This is a genomic window from Paraburkholderia phenoliruptrix (assembly GCF_902859825.1).
Classification (GTDB): domain Bacteria; phylum Pseudomonadota; class Gammaproteobacteria; order Burkholderiales; family Burkholderiaceae; genus Paraburkholderia; species Paraburkholderia phenoliruptrix.
In genome coordinates, this window is record NZ_CADIKB010000005.1 from 55,407 (window position 1) to 74,462 (window position 19,056).

Here is a 19,056-nt window from a genome sequence, read left to right on the forward strand (position 1 = left end):
CAAACAGCGAAATCGCCGTGCGTCTGACCTCGATCAAACTCGCTGGATTCAAGTCATTCGTCGATCCCACGCATTTCCAGGTTCCGGGCCAGCTCGTCGGCGTGGTGGGACCGAATGGATGCGGCAAGTCCAACATCATCGACGCCGTGCGCTGGGTGCTCGGCGAATCGCGTGCTTCCGAGCTGCGCGGCGAGTCGATGCAGGACGTGATCTTCAACGGGTCGACCGCGCGCAAGCCGGGCAGCCGCGCGAGCGTCGAACTCGTGTTCGACAATGCGGACGGCCGCGCCGCCGGGCAGTGGGGCCAATACGCGGAAATCGCCGTCAAGCGCGTGCTGACGCGCGACGGCACCTCGAGCTACTACATCAATAATCTGCCGGCGCGCCGCCGCGACATTCAGGACATTTTCCTCGGCACGGGCCTCGGGCCGCGCGCCTACGCGATCATCGGGCAGGGCATGATCGCGCGCCTGATCGAAGCGAAGCCGGAAGAGTTGCGGGTGTTCCTCGAGGAAGCCGCGGGCGTTTCGAAGTACAAGGAACGCCGTCGCGAAACCGAGAATCGTCTGCATGACACGCGGGAAAATCTGACGCGGGTGGAAGACATCATTCGCGAATTGGGCACGAATCTCGAGAAGCTCGAAGGCCAGGCGGTCGTCGCCACGCGCTACAAGGAACTGCAGACGGACGGCGAGGAAAAGCAGCGTCTTTTGTGGCTGCTGCGCAAGAACGAAGCGGGCAGCGAGCAGGAGCGTCAGAAGCGCGCCATCGAACAGGCGCAGATCGATCTCGAGGCGCAGACCGCGAAGCTGCGCGAAGTCGAAGCGCAGCTGGAAACGCTGCGCGTCGCGCACTATTCCGCGAGCGACGCGATGCAGGGCGCACAAGGCGCGCTGTACGAAGCGAATGCCGAGGTGAGCCGGCTCGAAGCCGAGATCAAGTTCATCGTCGAATCGCGCAATCGCGTGCAGGCGCAGATCGCCGCGCTGACCGCGCAGCGCGAGCAGTGGCTGGCACAGGCTGAAAAGGCGCAAGGCGACCTTGAAGACGCCGAGGAACAACTCGCCGTCGCCGAGGAAAAAGCGGCCCTCGCCGAAGAGGAAGCCGCCGCGAAACACGACGCGATGCCCGCGCTCGAAGCGCGCTGGCGCGACGCGCAGGCGGAGCTGAACACCGAGCGCGGCGGCATCGCACAGACTGAGCAGGCGCTCAAGCTGGAAGCCGCGCATCAGCGCAATGCCGACCAGCAGTTGCAGCAGTTGCAGCAGCGTCAGGAGCGCCTGAAGGCGGAGGCCGGCGGCCTCGACGCGCCGGACGAAGCCCAGCTCGAAGAGCTGCGCATGCAGCTCGCCGAACACGAAGAGATTCTGCACGACGCCCAGACGCGTCTCGCGGACGCGCAGGAAACGCTGCCGCGCCTCGATGCCGAGCGGCGCGCCGCGCAGGAGCGCGTGCAGGCCGAAAGCGCGCAGATCCATCAGCTCGACGCGCGCCTTGCCGCGCTCAAGCAGTTGCAGGAGAACGTGCAGACCGAGGGCAAGATCCAGCCGTGGCTCGAAAAGCACGAGCTCGGCGCTTTGCCGCGACTGTGGAAGAAGCTGCATGTCGAGGCCGGTTGGGAAACCGCGCTGGAGGCGGTGCTGCGCGAGCGCCTGGCCGCACTGGAAGTATCGAACCTCGACTGGGTCAAGGCGTTCGCCACCGACGCGCCGCCCGCCAAGCTCGCGTTCTACGCGCCGCCGGCCGCCGGTCAGCCGGTCGCGGCGCCGCCCGCGCTGCGGCCGCTGCTGTCGCTCGTCCGGATCGACGACGCGGGCATCCGCGCGGTCCTCAACGACTGGCTCGGCCTTGCCTTCATTGCCGACGATCTGCAGCAGGCGCTCAGCCTGCGCTCGCAATTGCCCGAAGGCGGTTCGTTCGTCGTCAAGGCGGGGCATGTAGTGACGCGCGTCGGCGTGCAGCTGTATGCCGCGGACTCGGAGCAGGCCGGCATGCTGGCCCGTCAGCAGGAAATCGAAAACCTCGCGCGTCAGGTGCGCGCGCAGGCGCTGCTCGCCGACGAAGCGAAGGCCGCCGCGATTCGCGCCGAAGCTGCGCACACGCAGGCCGCGCAGGCCCTCACCGACGTGCGTCAGCAGGCCGAGCGCGCGACCCAGCGCGTGCATGCGCTGCAGCTCGACGTGCTGAAGCTCACGCAGGCACACGAGCGCTACACGCAGCGCAGCACGCAGATCCGCGAGGAGCTCGAGGAAATCCACGCGCAGGTCGAGGAACAGCGCGCGCTGCGCGCCGAGTCCGAAGCGAACTTCGAGCGCTACGACGGCGAGCTCGCGGAGCTGCAGGCGCGTTTCGAAGATCATCAACTGGCTTTCGAGGCGCTCGACGAAGCGCTGACCACGGCGCGCGGCGAGTCGCGCGATCTCGACCGCGCCGCCACGGACGCGCGCTTTGCCGCGCGCAATATGGCGAACCGCATCGACGAACTCAAGCGCAGCATTCAGGTCGCGCATGAGCAGAGCGAACGCGTGGCGGCCTCGCTGGAAGACGCGCGCGCCGAGCTCGAAACGATCAACGAGCAGACCGCGCACACCGGTCTGCAGGACGCGCTCGACATTCGCGCGGTCAAGGAAGAGGCGTTGCACGCCGCGCGTCTCGAACTGGACGATCTGACCGCCAAGCTGCGCGCCGCCGACGAAACGCGTCTGTCGACGGAACGCGCGTTGCAACCGCTGCGCGATCGCATCAATGAATTGCAGTTGAAGGAACAGGCCGCACGGCTGAACGGCGAGCAGTTCATCGAGCAGCTGGCCGCGGCCGGCGTCGACGAAGCGGAGCTGCAGGCCAAGCTCACGCCGGACATGAAGCCTTCGTATCTGCAGGGCGAGGTCACGCGCATCAATAACGCGATCATCGCGCTCGGTCCGGTCAACATGGCCGCGCTCGACGAGCTGAAGGCGGCGACCGAGCGCAAGACCTTCCTCGACTCGCAATCGGCCGACCTGACGAGCGCAATCGAAACGCTCGAAGACGCAATCCGCAAGATCGACGCCGAAACGCGCACGCTGCTGCAAGGCACGTTCGACGAAGTGAACCGTCATTTCGGCGAACTGTTCCCGCGTCTTTTCGGCGGCGGCCAGGCAAAGCTCATCATGACCGGCGACGAGATTCTCGACGCGGGCGTGCAGGTCATGGCGCAGCCTCCGGGCAAGAAGAATTCGACCATTCACCTGCTGTCCGGCGGCGAAAAAGCGCTGACCGCGACGGCGCTGGTGTTCGCGATGTTCCAGCTGAATCCCGCGCCGTTCTGTCTGCTCGACGAAGTGGACGCGCCGCTCGACGACGCCAACACCGAACGTTTCGCGAACCTCGTGCGCGCGATGTCGGACAAAACCCAGTTCCTTTTCATTTCGCACAACAAGATTGCGATGGAAATGGCGCAGCAACTGATCGGCGTGACGATGCAGGAGCAGGGCGTGTCGCGCATCGTTGCCGTCGACATGGAAACGGCTGCGGGTTTCGCCCAGAATATCGTTTAAGTTTTGTTTGAATCATGGAAGCGCGGGCGCCCGCGTCGAGCGCTGCGGCCGCGGGCCGCGCGACAACGTGGGGCGGGCGTGAGGCCGCGCACATAAAGAATTGCTGATGGAGCATGCATGGACGAGTTGACACTCGGTTTGATCGGCGCGGGTGCCGTGGTGGTCGGGGGCGTGGTCGTGTACAACGCGTGGCAGAGCGCCAAGGTGCGCCGCAAGATGCCGCGGCCGATGCCGGCGGACGCGGCGGAGAGCTTCGCGCGCGACGAGCACGAGGAACAGAGCCCGTTCATCGAACCGGCCCGGCCGACCACGCGCCGCGAGCCGGTGGTCGGTGCGGATGCGGCCGGCGACACGGCGTCGGCGCGCGTCGAGCCGACTTTTGGCGCGCCTGTGGGCGCGGCGCCGCTCGACACACCGGCGGATATTCAGGCGGAAACCACCACGCCGAACGGCTTTGTCGCGGGTGTGAATGAAGATGACGAGCAGCATGCCGCGCCGGACGAAACCGGCAAAGACGCAACGGCGGCCCGACCCGCCGGCGAGGCGCCGCGCGAGCCCGACGAGCAGATCGAACCGATAATGCCCGCGGCCACCACGATCTCATCGGCGCCGCCCGCCATCGTCGACCGGCGCATCGATTGCATCGTGCCGATTCGTCTGAACGGACCGGTTGCGGGCGACAAGGTGATTCCGCTCGCGCAGCGTCTGCGTCGCGCGGGCAGCAAGCCGGTGCATATCGAAGGCAAGCTAGAAGGCGGGGCCTGGGAGCTTCTGCAAAACGGCGCGCGTTATGAAGAGCTGCGCGCGGCCGCGCAGCTTGCCAACCGCAGCGGCGCGCTCAACGAACTGGAGTTCTCCGAGTTCGTGACCGGCGTGCAGCAGTTCGCCGACGCGCTCGACGCATCGCCGGAATTTCCGGACATGCTCGAAACCGTGGCGATGGCGCGGGAACTGGACGGCTTCGCCGCACAGTGCGACGCGCAATTGTCGATCAACGTGCTCTCGGACGGCGCGCCCTGGTCGGCCAACTACGTGCAGGCCGTCGCGTCGCAAGACGGTCTGCTGCTCTCGCGCGACGGCACGCGTTTCGTGAAGCTCGACGCGCGGCAGAGCCCCGTGTTCATGCTGCAATTCGGCGACACCAATTTTTTGCGCGACGACCTCACCTACAAGGGCGGCCAGATGATCACGCTGGTGCTCGACGTGCCCGTGGCCGACGAAGACATCCTGCCGTTCCGCCTGATGTGCGACTACGCGAAGTCGCTGGCGGAGCGCATCGGCGGCCGGGTGGTGGACGACGGCCGCCGCCCGTTGCCTGAGGCCGCACTGCTCGCCATCGAAAAGCAGTTGATGACGCTCTACGCGAAGCTCGAGCAGGCCGGCATTCCGGCAGGCTCGCCGGCCACGCGCCGCCTCTTCAGCCAGTAAGTCACCGGCGTTATCTGTGTGCCCGACGGCCGCGCGATGCGCGGCCGTTGTCGTTTCGGACAAGCCAACGCGCCGACTATAGCGCGCTCGCGTACCGCCCGAAACCTGGCCATTCGGCCGATGTAAAGGGGAACGCTTCCTGCGATAATCCACTGTCCGATTTCATTCAAAGAAGCGTTCTACAGCATGGCTCGAACTACCGCCTCGAACCCAGCATCCAGCGCTCCGGCCGAGCGTGCCGCGTGGCTGCGCGCGGAACTTGAACGCGCCAACTACGCGTACTACGTGCTGGACCAGCCCGACTTGCCCGACGCGGAATACGATAAGCTGTTCAAGGAGCTGGAAAGCATCGAGGCGCAGCATCCGGATCTGATCGTGCCGGATTCGCCCACGCAGCGGGTGGGCGGCGAGGCGGCGAGCGGCTTCGAGCCCGTCGTCCATGATCAGCCCATGCTGTCGCTCAACAACGGTTTCGCCGACGAAGACATCGTCGCGTTTGACAAACGCGTAGGCGATGCGCTCGGCAACAATGCGAAGGAACCGCCGGTGCCGGTCGACTATGCGACGGAGCTGAAATTCGACGGCCTCGCCATTTCGCTGCGCTATGTCGACGGCGTGTTCGTGCAGGCCGCCACGCGCGGCGACGGCACGACCGGCGAGAACGTCACGGCAAACATCCGCACCGTTCGTTCCATTCCGCTCAAACTGAAGGGCAAGCGCGTGCCGCACATACTCGACGTGCGAGGCGAAGTGCTGATGTTCAAGCGCGACTTCGAGCGCCTGAACGAACGGCAGCGTGCGGCGGGCCATAAGGAGTTCGCCAATCCGCGCAATGCCGCCGCGGGCAGCCTGCGCCAGCTCGACCCGAAGATCACCGCGCAACGGCCGCTGTCGTTCTTCGCGTATGGCATTGGCGTGTTGGACGGTATGGAGATGCCGGCCACGCATAGCGAACTGCTCGACTGGTACAAGGAACTTGGCCTGCCGGTCAATTCGGAGCGCGCGGTCGTGAAGGGCGCGGAAGGTTTGCTGGCGTTTTTCCGTGCGGTAGGCGAGAAGCGCGACAAGCTGCCGTACGACATCGACGGCGTGGTGTACAAGGTCAACCGGCGCGACGAACAGGACGCGCTCGGCTTTGTATCGCGTGCGCCGCGTTTTGCGCTCGCTCACAAGTTTCCGGCGCAGGAAGCGCTCACGAAGCTCGTCGCCATCGACGTGCAGGTGGGCCGCACCGGTGCGATTACGCCGGTCGCGCGGCTCGAGCCGGTGTTCGTCGGCGGCGCCACGGTCACCAATGCGACGCTGCATAACGAAGACGAAGTGCGGCGCAAAGACATCCGGATCGGCGACACGGTGATCGTGCGGCGCGCCGGCGACGTGATCCCGGAGGTGGTGAGCGCGCTTCTCGACCGTCGTCCGGACGACGCGCGCGAGTTCGTCATGCCCACGCATTGTCCGGTGTGCGGCTCGAGCATCGAGCGTCTGCCCGACGAGGCGATTGCGCGTTGCACGGGCGGCCTGTTCTGTCCGGCGCAGCGCAAACAGGCACTGTGGCATTTCGCGCAGCGGCGGGCCTTGGACATCGACGGACTGGGCGAAAAAATCATCGATCAACTGGTCGAACAGAACCTCGTGCGCACGCCCGCCGATCTGTTCAACCTCGGCTTCTCGACGCTTGCGGAGTTGGACCGTTTCGCCGACAAATCCGCGCAGAACCTGCTCGACTCGCTCGAAAAGGCCAAGCACACTACGCTTGCACGTTTCATCTACGCGCTCGGCATCCGGCATGTCGGCGAATCCACGGCGAAAGATCTGGCGAAACACTTCGGCTCGCTCGATCCGATCATGGAGGCCTCGGTGGAGGCGCTGCTCGAGGTCAACGACGTGGGACCCGTCGTGGCCGAATCGATCCACCAGTTTTTTGCCGAAGAGCACAACCGCACGGTGATCGAGCAGTTGCGCGCGCCGGGCAAAGTCACGTGGCCCGAAGGTCCGCCCGCGCCCAAGGCGCCGCAAGGTGTGCTGGCCGGCAAGACGATCGTGCTGACCGGCACTTTGCCGACTCTTGCTCGCGAAGAGGCCAAGGAAATGCTCGAAGCGGCGGGCGCCAAAGTGGCCGGATCGGTGTCGAAGAAAACAGACTATGTGGTGGCGGGAGCCGAAGCTGGCAGCAAGTTGGCGAAGGCCGAGGAACTCGGCATTCCGGTACTCGACGAAGATGGTATGCGTAAGCTCCTGGAGGGGCAGTCATGATCCGCGAAATTCTCAAGATGGGCGATCCACGCCTCTTGCGTATTGCCGATCCGGTCGATCATTTCGATACGCCGGAACTGCATGAGCTCATTAAAGACATGTTCGAGACCATGCACGACGCGAACGGGGCGGGGCTCGCCGCGCCGCAGATCGGCGTCAATCTGCAGGTGGTGATATTCGGGTTCGGCAGCAACGAGCGCTATCCGGATGCGCCGCCCGTGCCGGAAACGGTGCTGATCAATCCGACCATCACGCCGGTCTCTCTGGATATGGAAGAGGGCTGGGAAGGCTGCCTCTCGGTGCCGGGCTTGCGCGGCGCGGTGAGCCGCTTTTCGATGATCAAATATCATGGCTTCGATCAGTACGGCAAGCCGATCGACCGTGTCGCCGAAGGTTTTCATGCGCGCGTCGTGCAGCACGAGTGCGACCATCTGATCGGCAAGCTGTACCCCATGCGCATCACTGACTTCGCGAAGTTCGGCTTTACCGAAGTGCTGTTTCCGGACCTGGATCCGAATAGCGACGATTGATGCTGCGCCTCGCGGGCGGCAAATCGGTGGGCGTTCCGCGGCAATGAAAAACCCACGCGATCGCGTGGGTTTGATGAGAGGGTCGGCCTGAATCGGGCCGTCTGGTTATCGGACAGGTTGAAAAGACCGCTCAGAACGACTCGTCCGGACCCAGGTAGCGCCATTGTCCCGGCGGCAGCGCGCCGAGCATCACGCGGCCCATCCGCACGCGTTTCAGGCCGATGACTTCAAGGCCGACGAGTTCGCACATCCGGCGAATCTGGCGCTTCTTGCCTTCGCGCAGCACGAACCGCAACTGCTCGCCGTTTTGCCAGCTCACTTGCGCCGGCTTGAGAGGAACATCGTCGAGCGAAAGGCCGTGGCGCAACAGCGCGAGGCTTTCCGGCGGGAAGTGACTTTCAACGTCGACGGTGTGCTCGCCGTAGGCGACGCGCACCAGGTATTCCTTGTCGATCTCCGAATGGCCGCCGATCAGCTGTTTGGCGATGCGGCCATCTTGCGTCAGGACCAGCAAGCCCGTCGAATCGATGTCGAGACGTCCGGCCGGCGCCAGCTGGCGCAAGTGAGCGACGGAAAAGCGGATGTCCGAGCGGTCGCCTTCCCAGCGGTTTTCCGGCGTGACGAGCGTGATGGCCGGCTGGTAGCCGTCTTCCGCCTGGCCCGACACGTAACCGACTGTCTTATGGATCAGCACCGTGACCTGGCTCGCTTGCGCGGCTTCGGCCGCCGGGTCGATCTCGATCCGCTGATCGGGGCGAACCTTGGTGCCGAGCGTGTCGATCCGCTCGCCGTCGACGAGCACCCAGCCTTTTTCGATCCACTCGTCCGCCTCGCGACGCGAGCAAAGGCCGAGTTCCGACATGAGCTTCGAGAGGCGCAGCGTGCCGGGCGCATCTTCGATGTCGCGACGCGGCGTGCGCGGGGCCGTATCCACGTGCGAGTGCTGCCCGGCCGGGGCGGTGCTGCGCGGCTTGCCTGCTCGCGGGGCGCTATCATTGGCCCGGCGCCGGGCGGCTGCAGGCGCTTTATCGAAGCTGCGTGTTCCGCGGTCGGTGCGGTCGCTCCGGTCGCTACGCGCCGCCGTGCGGTCGCCGAACTCCCGACGGGCCGACCCGCCGTCGCTTTGTTCGTCGCGTGGCGCGCGTGCCGGACGGTCCGCGCGCTCGCCGTAGCCGCTCTTCACCGGCCTTGCAAAGCTTCGCTCGCCGCGTTCGGCGCGCTCGCCGGCCGGGCCACGGGGCGTGCGCTCACCGCCAGCGCGATCCTCGAACCGTCGCGGTCCACGCTCGCCACTGCCTGCGCGATCTTCAAAGCGGCGCGGCCCACGCTCGGCGCGCTCGCCGGCTGGGCCACGGGGCGCGCGCTCACCGCCAGCGCGATCCTCGAAACGTCGCGCTGCGCGCTCGCCACCGCCTGCGCGATCCTCAAAGCGGCGCGGCCCACGCTCGGCGCGCTCGCCGGCCGTGCCACGGGGCGGCCGTTCGCCGCCAGCGCGATCCTCGAACCGTCGCGGTCCGCGCTCGCCACCACCAGAACGATCTTCAAAGCGGCGCGGTCCACGCTCGGCGCGCTCGCCGGCCGTGCCGCGGGGCGGGCGTTCGCCGCCTGCGCGATCCTCGAAACGTCGCGATACGCGTTCGCCACCGCCTGCACGATCGTCAAAGCGGCGCGGTCCACGTTCACCGCCGCGTTCCGCTGTCCCCCCAGCGCCCTGGCCGCGTTCATCACCACTCCGGCGCGGCGCTCGTTCGCCGCGCTCGCCGCCACCGGCAAAGCCACGCGCCGCTCGCTCACCGCCGTCCCGACGCGTCCCACGTTCACTGCTCGCCTCCGGGCGGCGTTGAGGCGCGCCGCTCGTGCTTTCGCGGCGCGGCGGCCGATCCGACGTCACCCGCCGTGCCGCGCCTGCATCGCCGCCACGCGCAAAAGTACCTTCGTCGCGACGCTCCGTGGTTCCTCGCGCGCCCGCCGGGCGCTTGCCACCCGCCGACGATGCTCTCGCACCTTGGCCGCGCGTCCCCGCGGGGCCCGACGTCGACGGTTGAGGTCCCGCCGGCCGGCTCGGCTTGCGTGCCGATGCGCTGCCGCTACGGACAGGGGCGCGTTCGGACGAAGCCGGCCGCGGATGCTTGGCTGTTAATTTGACTCGCATGAAATCTCACACTGCGATCGCGCGCAGCAGTTCCGTCTCGACCTGAATTTGCAGCCGGTTGTCCGACAGCCCGTGCCCGTCCAGCAGGAACACGTCCTCGACGCGTTCCCCCAACGTGTTGATCCGCGCCGACGCGACGCCGACACGGTGTTCGGCGAGCACGCGCGCGATCGAATAAAGAAGGCCCGGCCGGTCGTTGGCCGACACGGACAGGATGTAGTATTGGCCGCGCTCGTCGGCCCGAAGATCGACGCGCGGCGTAACGGGGAAGGTGCGCGAGAGACGCGACAGGCGGCCCTTCGACGGCCCCGGCAACCAGGTGCCGTCGCCGGTGAGGCGTGCCGTCAGTTCCTGTTCGACGAGATTGGCAATGTCGCGGTAATGCACGTCCTCTTCGGTATGTGCGACGAGGAAGTTGTCCAGCGCATAGCCGTGCCGCGTGGTGCTGACGCGTGCATCGAGCACCGACAACCCGTTGCGGTCGAAGTACGCGCAAATGCCGGCAAACAGATCCGGCTGATCTTTCACATACACGAGCACCTGAAGCGCCTCGCCGATAGGCGAGGGGCGGGCCCGCACGATCGGCGCGGGCGTTTCGACATAGCGGTACAGCACGCGCGTCTGCCACGCAATGTCCGCGGCGTCGTGGCGCAGAAAATAGCCGACGTCGAGCTTGTCCCACAGCGTCTTCTGCGCGCCTTCCGGCACGGTTTCGAGGCGCAGCAGCGCGAGCGCTTCTTCCTGCCGCGACTCGAGTTCCGAGTGCGCATCCGGCCGCGCGCCCCCGAGCACGGCGAGCGTCGCGCGATACAGGTCTTCCAGCAGCTTGCCTTTCCACGTGTTCCAGACTTTGGGGCTCGTCCCGCGGATGTCGGCCACCGTCAGCAGATATAGCGCCGTCAGGCGGCGCTCGCTGCCGACCAGTTCCGCGAAACGCTTGATAACCTCCGGATCGCTCGTGTCCTGTTTTTGCGCAACCTGGCTCATGGTCAGATGCTGTTGCACCAGCCAGACCACGAGTTCGCCGTCTTCGCCTTCGATGCCGTGATTGCGGCAGAAGCGCCGTGCGTCGGCCATGCCGAGCGTCGAGTGGTCGCCGCCGCGGCCCTTGGCGATATCGTGGAAGAGCGCCGCGACGTAGAGCACCCATGGCCGGTCGAAGCCGACGATCAACTGACTGCAGAACGGATATTCGTGCGCGTGTTCCGCGACCGCGAAGCGCCGCAGATTGCGCAGCACCATCAGAATGTGCTGATCGACCGTGTAGACGTGATACAGGTCGTGCTGCATCTGGCCGACAATGCGCCGGAAGTTCAGCAGATAACGTCCGAGCACGCTCGTCTGGTTCATGAGGCGCAGCGCGTGCGTGATGCCGGCCGGCTGCTTCAGGATGTCCATGAAAAGGCGCCGGTTTTCCGGATCGCGCCGCCAGTGCTGGTCCATCACGTCGCGGGCGTTGTAGATCGCGCGCAGCGTGCGCGCCGACAAACCCTTCACGCCGGGCGTCTGCTCGTAGAGCAGGAAGGCTTCGAGAATGGCGTTCGGCTCGCGCTGGAACAGGTCGTCGCTGGCAATTTCGAGCATGCCCTGTTTTTCGACGAAACGGTCCGACAGCACCCGCGTGATGCCGCTCGTGTTGGGAAAGAGCTGCGCCTCGATGTTCTGGATCAGGATCGTCGCGAGCTGCGTGACGGCCTTCGCCGCCCAGTAATAACGGCGCATCAGCTGTTCGCTGGCGCGCTTGGTCGCGGTCGGCTGGTAGCCGAAGCTCTCGGCCACCGGCGTTTGCAGGTCGAATACCAGAATGTCCTGGCGACGGCCGGCAGTGACGTGCACGCGTGCGCGCAGCGACTTCAGAAAGCCTTCGTTGCGCCTGAGCTCCTGCGCTTCGCGCTCGGTGATGAGTCCGCGCGCTTCGAGTTCGCGCCAGCTGCTGCCGAAACCCGCTGCCTGCGTGACCCAGAGAATGAGTTGCAGATCGCGCAAGCCGCCCGGGCTTTCCTTGATGTTCGGTTCGAGGGCGTAGGGCGTGTCCTGGAATTTGGCGTGGCGCTGACGCATTTCCAGCACTTTCGCCTGAAAGAACGCTTTCGGGTCGAGCGCCTCGCGGTAGCGTCTCGCGAAGTCGTCGAACAGGGCGGCGCTGCCCGTAATGCGCCGCGCCTCGAGCAGCGACGTGCGCACGGTCACGTCGTTAGCGGCTTCCTCGAGACACTGCGAGACGCTGCGCACGCTGCTGCCCAGTTCGAGCCCGAGATCCCACGCGAGGCTGATGAACCGCTCGATGCGCGCTTCGAGATGCTCGAGCGGCGCGTCCGGCAGCAGCACCAGAATGTCGATGTCCGAATGCGGCGCCAGTTCGCCGCGCCCATAGCCGCCGACCGCGAGCAGCGCGAGGTCGGCCGGAAGTTCGCAGGTGTTCCAGGCGGCGCGCAGCGAGTCGTCGGTGGTGCGGGCAAGCGCCGCCATCAACGCCTCGACGTTCGTGGCGGTCCTGAAGCGTTCCAGCAACTGGGCTTTGGCCACTTTGTAATCCGCCTTGAGCGACGTGGCATGCGATGGGGCGACGGCTGGAACACTACTCATGAGCGGCGGGCGGTAAAGAGACGAATGCGGTCAGGCCGTGGCGGCGACGACCGGCGGGCGCGCGGGCGTGCCGGCGGAGACGGTCAGCACGTCATAGCCGGTTTCCGTCACGAGCACCGTGTGTTCCCATTGCGCGGAGAGGCTGCGGTCTTTCGTCTTGACGGTCCACTGGTCCGGCATGGTGCGGATGTCGCGGCGGCCGGCGTTGATCATCGGCTCGACGGTGAAGATCATGCCCGCCTGCAGTTCGAGGCCGGTGCCGGGGCGGCCGTAGTGCAGAATCTGCGGGTCTTCGTGAAACACCGTGCCGATGCCATGGCCGCAATACTCGCGCACCACGCTGTAGCCTTGCGCCTCGGCGTGTTTCTGGATGGCATGGCCGATGTCGCCGAGATGCGCGCCCGGGCGCACCTGGTCGATGCCGAGCCACATGCATTCGAACGTAGTCTGCACGAGGCGTTTTGCAAGGATCGAACCCTCGCCGACAATGAACATCCGGCTCGTGTCGCCGAAATAGCCGTCCTTGATGACGGTGATGTCGATATTGAGCGCGTCGCCGTTCTTGAGCGTTTTTTCGCCCGGAATGCCGTGGCAGATCACGTCGTTCACGGAGATGCAGGTGGCCTTGGGGTAAGGCGGGTAGCCGGGCGGCTGATAATTCAGCGGCGCGGGCACGGTGCCCTGTTCCTTCAGCATGTATTCGTGGCACAGGCGGTCGAGTTCGCCGGTCGTGACGCCGGCGGTGACGAACGGCGTGATGTAGTCGAGCACTTCGCTCGCGAGTCTGCAGGCGACGCGCATGTGCGCGATATCGTGTTCGTTTTTGAGCGTGATAGCCATGAGTCGGGCCTGAAATGCGATTTATTGCGGGATTATCGCACCATATTCCCCGTGCCGCAGTCTTTTGCCCGGTTTCGGCTGCTGTGGGGATGCGCTTTTCGGGCCGCTGGCTGGCGGTTTGTCCCTAGTTTGCGCGACCTTCGCGGATAAGGCCTGCTTTGCCCGCGCCCGCCCGTGGTCCACGCCTTCAATTGCGCCTGGGCACCGCCGGGTGCAACCCGCGGCCCGCAATGGCAGCTACCGGGCGGGTTGAGTCGGCCGATAGTCCCATGCTATAATGTTTGGCTAAGTCGATTCCTTTTTTGGCCTTTGCTGTGGTGAGTTTGAATTACCCGACCATTAGTGAGGCCAAGGGGCGGTTCGAAGCTTCCCGTGGCGCTACCGCCTGAGCCACGGGTCGAATGTTGCAGTACCAGGTAGTACCAGGCGGCAAACTCGCAAGCCGGCGCACCCAGGGTGTTCGCGGCGCTCAGCCTTACCGCACAAGACGTGCAGGGCAGCGCCTCGGATACGGCAGCCGGCTTAAGACCCAACCCTCGCGGAGATTTTCATGGCAGTTACCATGCGTCAGATGCTGGAAGCCGGTGTCCACTTCGGTCACCAAACGCGCTTCTGGAACCCGAAGATGGCCCCCTTCATTTTCGGTCATCGCAACAAGATTCACATCATCAACCTCGAAAAGACGCTGCCGATGTACAACGACGCGCTGAAGTATGCGCGTCAACTGGCGGCGAATCGCGGCACCATCCTGTTCGTTGGCACGAAGCGCCAGTCGCGCGACACGATCGCCCAGGAAGCGCAGCGCGCCGGCATGCCGTACGTGAACGCACGCTGGCTCGGCGGCATGCTGACCAACTTCAAGACGCTGAAGGTGTCGATCAAGCGCCTGAAGGACATGGAAGCAGCGCTGGAAGCTGGCGAAACCGAGCGCATGAGCAAGAAGGAAGCGCTGCTGTTCGAACGCGAAATGCTCAAGCTGCAAAAGTCGATCGGCGGCGTGAAGGACATGGGCGGTATTCCTGACGCGATTTTCGTGGTCGACGTCGGCTACCACAAGATTGCCGTGACCGAAGCGAACAAGCTCGGCGTGCCGGTTATCGCCGTGGTCGACACGAACCACTCGCCGGAAGGCATCGACTACGTGATCCCGGGTAACGACGACGCAAGCAAGGCTGTCGCCCTGTACGCGGCTGGCGTTGCGGACGCCATCCTCGAAGGCCGTGCGAACGCGGTCAACGAAGTGGTGCAGGCTGCCCGTGGTGACGACGGCGACGAGTTCGTCGAGGTCAACTCGGAGGCGTAAAGCTGCCCCGTGTCCGGCAAAAAAGGGGGCTTTCTACAGGCCCCCTTTTTTTAAGCCGCGACGTTGTAGCGGGGCGCCGGCCAAGGCTGGAGCGGTGCCCTCAGCGTTATCCGTAAAAAATTCGCGTAACGTTGAAACGAATTCTTGCCGCCGGCATCGAAGTGCGGGCGGCGTGTGACAGACGGAACTCAAGGAGCAAATGATGGCGGCAATTACCGCAAGCATGGTTGCAGAACTGCGCGCAAAGACCGACGCGCCCATGATGGAATGCAAGAAGGCGCTGACGGAAGCCGACGGCGACATGGCGCGCGCCGAAGAGCTGCTGCGCGTGAAGCTGGGCAACAAGGCGAGCAAGGCGGCATCGCGCGTCACGGCTGAAGGCGTGGTCGCGTCGTTCATCGACGGCAATGCAGGTTCGCTCGTCGAACTGAACTGCGAAACCGACTTCGTCTCGAAGAACGACGACTTCCTGGCGTTCTCGAAGAAGATCGCCGAGCTGGTGGCGAAGCAGAATCCGGCTGACGTCGCGGCGCTGTCGGCTCTGCCGCTCGACGGCGAGACCGTCGACGCAGTGCGTCTCGCGCTCGTCGGCAAGATCGGCGAAAACCTGTCCATCCGCCGTTTCGTGCGCTTCGAAACGTCGAACAAGCTGGCGGCGTACCTGCACGGCACGCGCATCGGCGTGCTGGTCGAATACACGGGCGCCGACGAGCAGGTCGGCAAGGACGTGGCCATGCACATCGCCGCAATGAAGCCGGTTTCGCTGTCGTCGGAAGACGTGCCGGCGGATCTGATCGCCAAGGAACGCAGCATCGCCGAACAGAAGGCGGCCGAATCGGGCAAGCCGGCTGAAATCGTCGCCAAGATGGTCGACGGCAGCGTGCAGAAGTACCTGAAGGAAGTGTCGCTGCTGAACCAGCCGTTCGTTAAGAACGACAAGCAGACCATCGAGCAGATGCTGAAGGCCGGCAATGCGAGCGTCCAGAAGTTCGCGCTGTTCGTGGTGGGCGAAGGCATCGAGAAGAAGCAGGACGACTTCGCGGCTGAAGTGGCCGCTCAAGTGGCTGCTGCAAAGCAACAATAAGTATCGCCGGTCTCAATCTGTACCGTTGTACCCGCGGCACGGCAAGACTGTGCCGCGGTCGGCAGCGCCGCAAGGCTGCACGCGGGTCGATCCTCGCAGTGCAGCCGCCGTTGGCGGACCTCCGGGGTCCGTGAATTTGGCGGCGCTTGCCCGAATCAGCGTTTCACCCCTACATTAGTCCCTTGTTGTTGCCCTCTGCGCGATCTGGATACCTCTATGCCCACTGCCTACAAACGCGTCCTGCTCAAACTCTCCGGTGAAGCTCTGATGGGCGACGATGCCTTCGGCATCAATCGCGCGACCATCGAACGAATGGTGGCGGACGTGGCCGAAGTGGTCCGTCTCGGAACGCAGTTGGCCGTGGTGATCGGCGGCGGCAATATCTTTCGCGGCGTGGCAGGCGGCGCGGCCGGCATGGATCGCGCTACGGCCGACTACATGGGCATGCTGGCCACCATGATGAACGCGCTGGCGCTGCAGGACGCCATGCGCCATGCGGGTATCGAGGCGCGCGTACAGTCCGCGCTGCGCATGGACCAGGTGGTCGAGCCGTATATCCGCCCGCGCGCGATTCGCCAGCTCGAAGAAGGCAAAGTCGTGATTTTCGCGGCCGGCACCGGCAACCCGTTCTTCACGACCGACACGGCCGCTGCGCTGCGCGGCTCGGAAATCGGCGCCGAAGTCGTGCTGAAAGCCACCAAGGTGGACGGCGTCTATTCCGCCGACCCGAAGAAAGATCCGAGCGCGACGCGCTACACCACGATCAGCTTCGACGAGGCAATCGGCCGCAACCTGCAGGTCATGGACGCCACCGCGTTCGCGCTGTGCCGCGACCAGAAGCTGCCGATCCGCGTGTTTTCGATCGTCAAGCCGGGTGCGCTCAAGCGCATCGTGCTCGGCGAGGACGAGGGCACCCTCGTCCACGTGTAAACTCTCGTTCACATAACGTGGGCTTTGTGCGAGCCCGGGCCGCCGCATACCTCGCGTGCCGGCCGGCTCGCCCGTTTTGAAGGTTGGGAGGTTTAAAAATGTCTGTGGCTGATATCAGGAAGGGCGCTGAGCAAAAAATGCAGCGTTCCATCGACGCGTTCAAGAACGATCTGTCGAAAATCCGTACGGGCCGTGCGCACACGGGCCTGCTCGATCATATCCAGTGCGACTACTACGGCTCGCCGGTGCCTATTTCCCAGGTCGCCAACCTCACGCTGATCGACGCACGCACGATCGGCGTGCAGCCGTGGGAAAAGAAAATGGTGCAGGTCGTCGAAAAGGCGATTCGCGAGTCGGACCTCGGCCTGAACCCCGCCACGCAGGGCGATGTGATCCGCGTGCCGATGCCCGCGCTGACCGAAGAGCGCCGCCGCGAACTGACGAAAGTGGTCAAGAGTGAAGCGGAAACGGCCAAGGTCGCCGTGCGCAACCTGCGCCGCGACGCGAACGAGCAACTGAAGAAGCTCGTGAAGGACAAGGAAATTTCGGAAGACGACGAGCGCCGTGCAGGCGACGACGTGCAGAAGCTGACGGACAAGTTCGTCGCGGAAATCGACAAACTCGTCGCGACCAAAGAAGCAGAGATCATGACGGTATAAGGCTGCGAGGCTCCGAACAGAACGCCGGCGTATTCCGGCGTTACTGTGTAGCCGGGGCGCGCCTGAAGTCCAAGTCGTGAAGCGCCAGGTCTGGGAGCACTCACCACTTTCAGGATTTTTTCTTCTTCTTTTGCAGTTATTGTCCCGACGGCCATGACCTATACCAGCTCAACCGTGCGCGTGCCTGATGTCGCCGCGGTGCCGCGACATATCGCGATCATCATGGACGGCAACGGCCGTTGGGCCACCCAGCGCCGCTTGCCGCGCGTGGCCGGTCATACGCGCGGCGTCGACGCGGTGCGCGCGACCGTCGAGGCCTGCGCCCGGCAGGGCGTCGAATATCTGACGCTGTTTGCTTTCAGTTCCGAAAACTGGCGCCGCCCAAACGACGAAGTGTCGTTCCTGATGCGCCTGTTCGTCACCGCGCTGGAGCGCGAAATCGGCAAACTGCATGCCAACGGTATCCGTTTGCGCGTGGTCGGCGATCTCGAACGTTTCGACACCCGCATCCGCGACCTGATCAGGCGCGCGGAGACCAAGACCGCGCGCAATACCCGTCTTACGCTGACCATCGCGGCCAATTACGGCGGCCGCTGGGACATCATGCAGGCCACCCGCAAGCTCGTCGAACAGGCGGCGCAGACGGGCGAAGCGGTCGAGGTGAACGAGGAATCGTTCGCCGAGCATCTGTCCATGGCCTACGCACCCGAGCCGGACCTGTTTATCCGCACGGGCGGCGAGCGGCGTGTGAGCAATTTCCTGCTCTGGCAGCTCGCCTACACCGAGTTCTATTTCACCGACACCTTCTGGCCCGATTTCGACGCCGACGCACTCGGTCGCGCCATTGCTTCGTACGGCGAGCGTGAGCGCCGTTTCGGCCGCACCAGTGCACAGCTCGAGCCGCAATCGCAAAACGTCGATTCGCTTCCATGCTAAAAACCCGTGTCATCACGGCGGTTGTCCTCCTGGCGGTGTTTTTGCCCGTCACGTTGTTCGCACCGGTCGGCGCGTTTGGCGCGTTAATCGCTTTCGTCGTCGTATTCGCCGCGTGGGAGTGGGCCCGTCTGCTGAAGCTGGGCGGCGCCGGCCCGGTGATCTACGCGCTCGTGGCGGCTGTTGCGCTCGTCGCCAGTACCCGCCTTGGCATCGGCGTGGACGACGCGCGGCCCTTTTACAAGGCGGCGGCCATTTTCTGGGTGATCGCCGGCCCGTTCGTGCTGCTGCGCAAGCCCACGCTCGCACAAGGCGCGTGGCGCAGCTTTCTGTTTCTTGCCGGGATTGTGATATTCGTCGCGTGCTGGCATGCTCTCGTCGCCGCGCGCCTGCAGGGCGTGCCTTTCGTGCTGTCGCTGCTGCTGTTGGTATGGCTCGCCGATATCGGCGCATACTTCTCGGGTAAGGCGTTCGGCAAGCACAAGCTCGCGCCCGCCATCAGCCCGGGCAAGACGTGGGAGGGCGCGATCGGCGGCTGGGTGGCGGTCATGATCGTCGCCCTCGCGGCCGTCCTTCTGCATGCGTTCGAGCCAACCCTGTATTCTGCGTTGTGGGCGCGCTGGGGCGCCCCGCGCGCGCTGCTTGCGCTGACCGTGCTGGTGGCGTTCAGCGTGGTGGGCGACCTTTTTGAATCGATGATGAAACGCCAGGCCGGTGTGAAAGATTCGAGCGGCCTGTTGCCGGGGCACGGCGGCGTGCTCGACCGCATCGACGCACTGTTGCCGGTGCTGCCGCTCGCCATGCTGCTCCTCGGCTAGAGAA

Annotated in this window: 13 protein-coding genes; 10 read left to right on the top strand and 3 right to left on the bottom strand. The window is 65.0% G+C overall.

Translation table 11 applies throughout. From position 1 onward, the window contains the following. The first annotated feature begins 17 nt into the window (after positions 1–17). The 4 genes from smc to def all read left to right on the top strand — a co-directional run bounded on the left by smc (position 18) and on the right by def (position 7,747). Entirely contained in the window at positions 18–3,536 is a 3,519-nt protein-coding gene (gene smc, locus HV711_RS07900; RefSeq protein WP_035477464.1) for a chromosome segregation protein SMC, read from the top strand. A 117-nt stretch (positions 3,537–3,653) separates the two neighbouring features. After that, entirely contained in the window at positions 3,654–4,964 is a 1,311-nt protein-coding gene (locus tag HV711_RS07905; protein ID WP_013588805.1) for a cell division protein ZipA C-terminal FtsZ-binding domain-containing protein, read from the top strand. 186 nt (positions 4,965–5,150) lie between these two features. Then, positions 5,151–7,217 carry an NAD-dependent DNA ligase LigA gene (gene ligA / locus HV711_RS07910; RefSeq protein ID WP_035477462.1) on the top strand — a complete coding sequence of 689 codons (2,067 nt, stop codon included), beginning with the start codon at positions 5,151–5,153 and terminating at the stop codon, positions 7,215–7,217. Further along, on the top strand, positions 7,214–7,747 hold the full coding sequence (gene def, locus HV711_RS07915; RefSeq protein WP_015003089.1) for a peptide deformylase: 534 nt from the start codon (positions 7,214–7,216) through the stop codon (positions 7,745–7,747). The genes ligA and def overlap by 4 nt, the downstream gene beginning before the upstream one ends. Before the next feature lie 130 nt (positions 7,748–7,877). On the opposite strand, the gene HV711_RS34075 is transcribed toward def, so the two are convergent. Genes HV711_RS34075 through map form a run of 3 tightly spaced genes read right to left on the bottom strand, consistent with a single transcriptional unit; the run spans position 7,878 to position 13,325 of the window. Beyond that, positions 7,878–9,899 carry a pseudouridine synthase gene (locus HV711_RS34075; RefSeq protein ID WP_082201377.1) on the bottom strand — a complete coding sequence of 674 codons (2,022 nt, stop codon included), beginning with the start codon at positions 9,897–9,899 and terminating at the stop codon, positions 7,878–7,880. A 6-nt stretch (positions 9,900–9,905) separates the two neighbouring features. Then, on the bottom strand, positions 9,906–12,485 hold the full coding sequence (locus tag HV711_RS07925; protein WP_035477460.1) for a [protein-PII] uridylyltransferase: 2,580 nt from the start codon (positions 12,483–12,485) through the stop codon (positions 9,906–9,908). A gap of 30 nt (positions 12,486–12,515) precedes the next feature. Continuing rightward, positions 12,516–13,325: a type I methionyl aminopeptidase gene (map, locus tag HV711_RS07930; RefSeq protein WP_013588799.1), complete on the bottom strand. Its 810-nt coding sequence runs from the start codon at positions 13,323–13,325 to the stop codon at positions 12,516–12,518. Positions 13,326–13,875: 550 nt separating this feature from the next. Between map and rpsB the strand changes: the two genes are divergently transcribed. From rpsB to HV711_RS07960, 6 genes are all read left to right on the top strand, one after another. Beyond that, positions 13,876–14,628: a 30S ribosomal protein S2 gene (gene rpsB / locus HV711_RS07935; protein WP_013588798.1), complete on the top strand. Its 753-nt coding sequence runs from the start codon at positions 13,876–13,878 to the stop codon at positions 14,626–14,628. A 202-nt stretch (positions 14,629–14,830) separates the two neighbouring features. Next, complete coding sequence (gene tsf, locus HV711_RS07940; RefSeq protein WP_013588797.1) at positions 14,831–15,712, top strand: translation elongation factor Ts; 882 nt, start codon at positions 14,831–14,833, stop codon at positions 15,710–15,712. Between the two features lie 216 nt (positions 15,713–15,928). Next, positions 15,929–16,642: a UMP kinase gene (gene pyrH / locus HV711_RS07945; RefSeq protein ID WP_006048674.1), complete on the top strand. Its 714-nt coding sequence runs from the start codon at positions 15,929–15,931 to the stop codon at positions 16,640–16,642. A 98-nt stretch (positions 16,643–16,740) separates the two neighbouring features. Further along, on the top strand, positions 16,741–17,301 hold the full coding sequence (gene frr, locus HV711_RS07950; protein WP_013588796.1) for a ribosome recycling factor: 561 nt from the start codon (positions 16,741–16,743) through the stop codon (positions 17,299–17,301). Between the two features lie 153 nt (positions 17,302–17,454). Further along, positions 17,455–18,237, top strand: coding sequence for a polyprenyl diphosphate synthase (uppS, locus tag HV711_RS07955; protein WP_013588795.1), 783 nt, complete (start codon positions 17,455–17,457; stop codon positions 18,235–18,237). Then, positions 18,231–19,052 carry a phosphatidate cytidylyltransferase gene (locus HV711_RS07960; protein WP_013588794.1) on the top strand — a complete coding sequence of 274 codons (822 nt, stop codon included), beginning with the start codon at positions 18,231–18,233 and terminating at the stop codon, positions 19,050–19,052. Before uppS ends, HV711_RS07960 begins: the two co-directional genes overlap by 7 nt. Positions 19,053–19,056 lie beyond the last annotated feature (4 nt).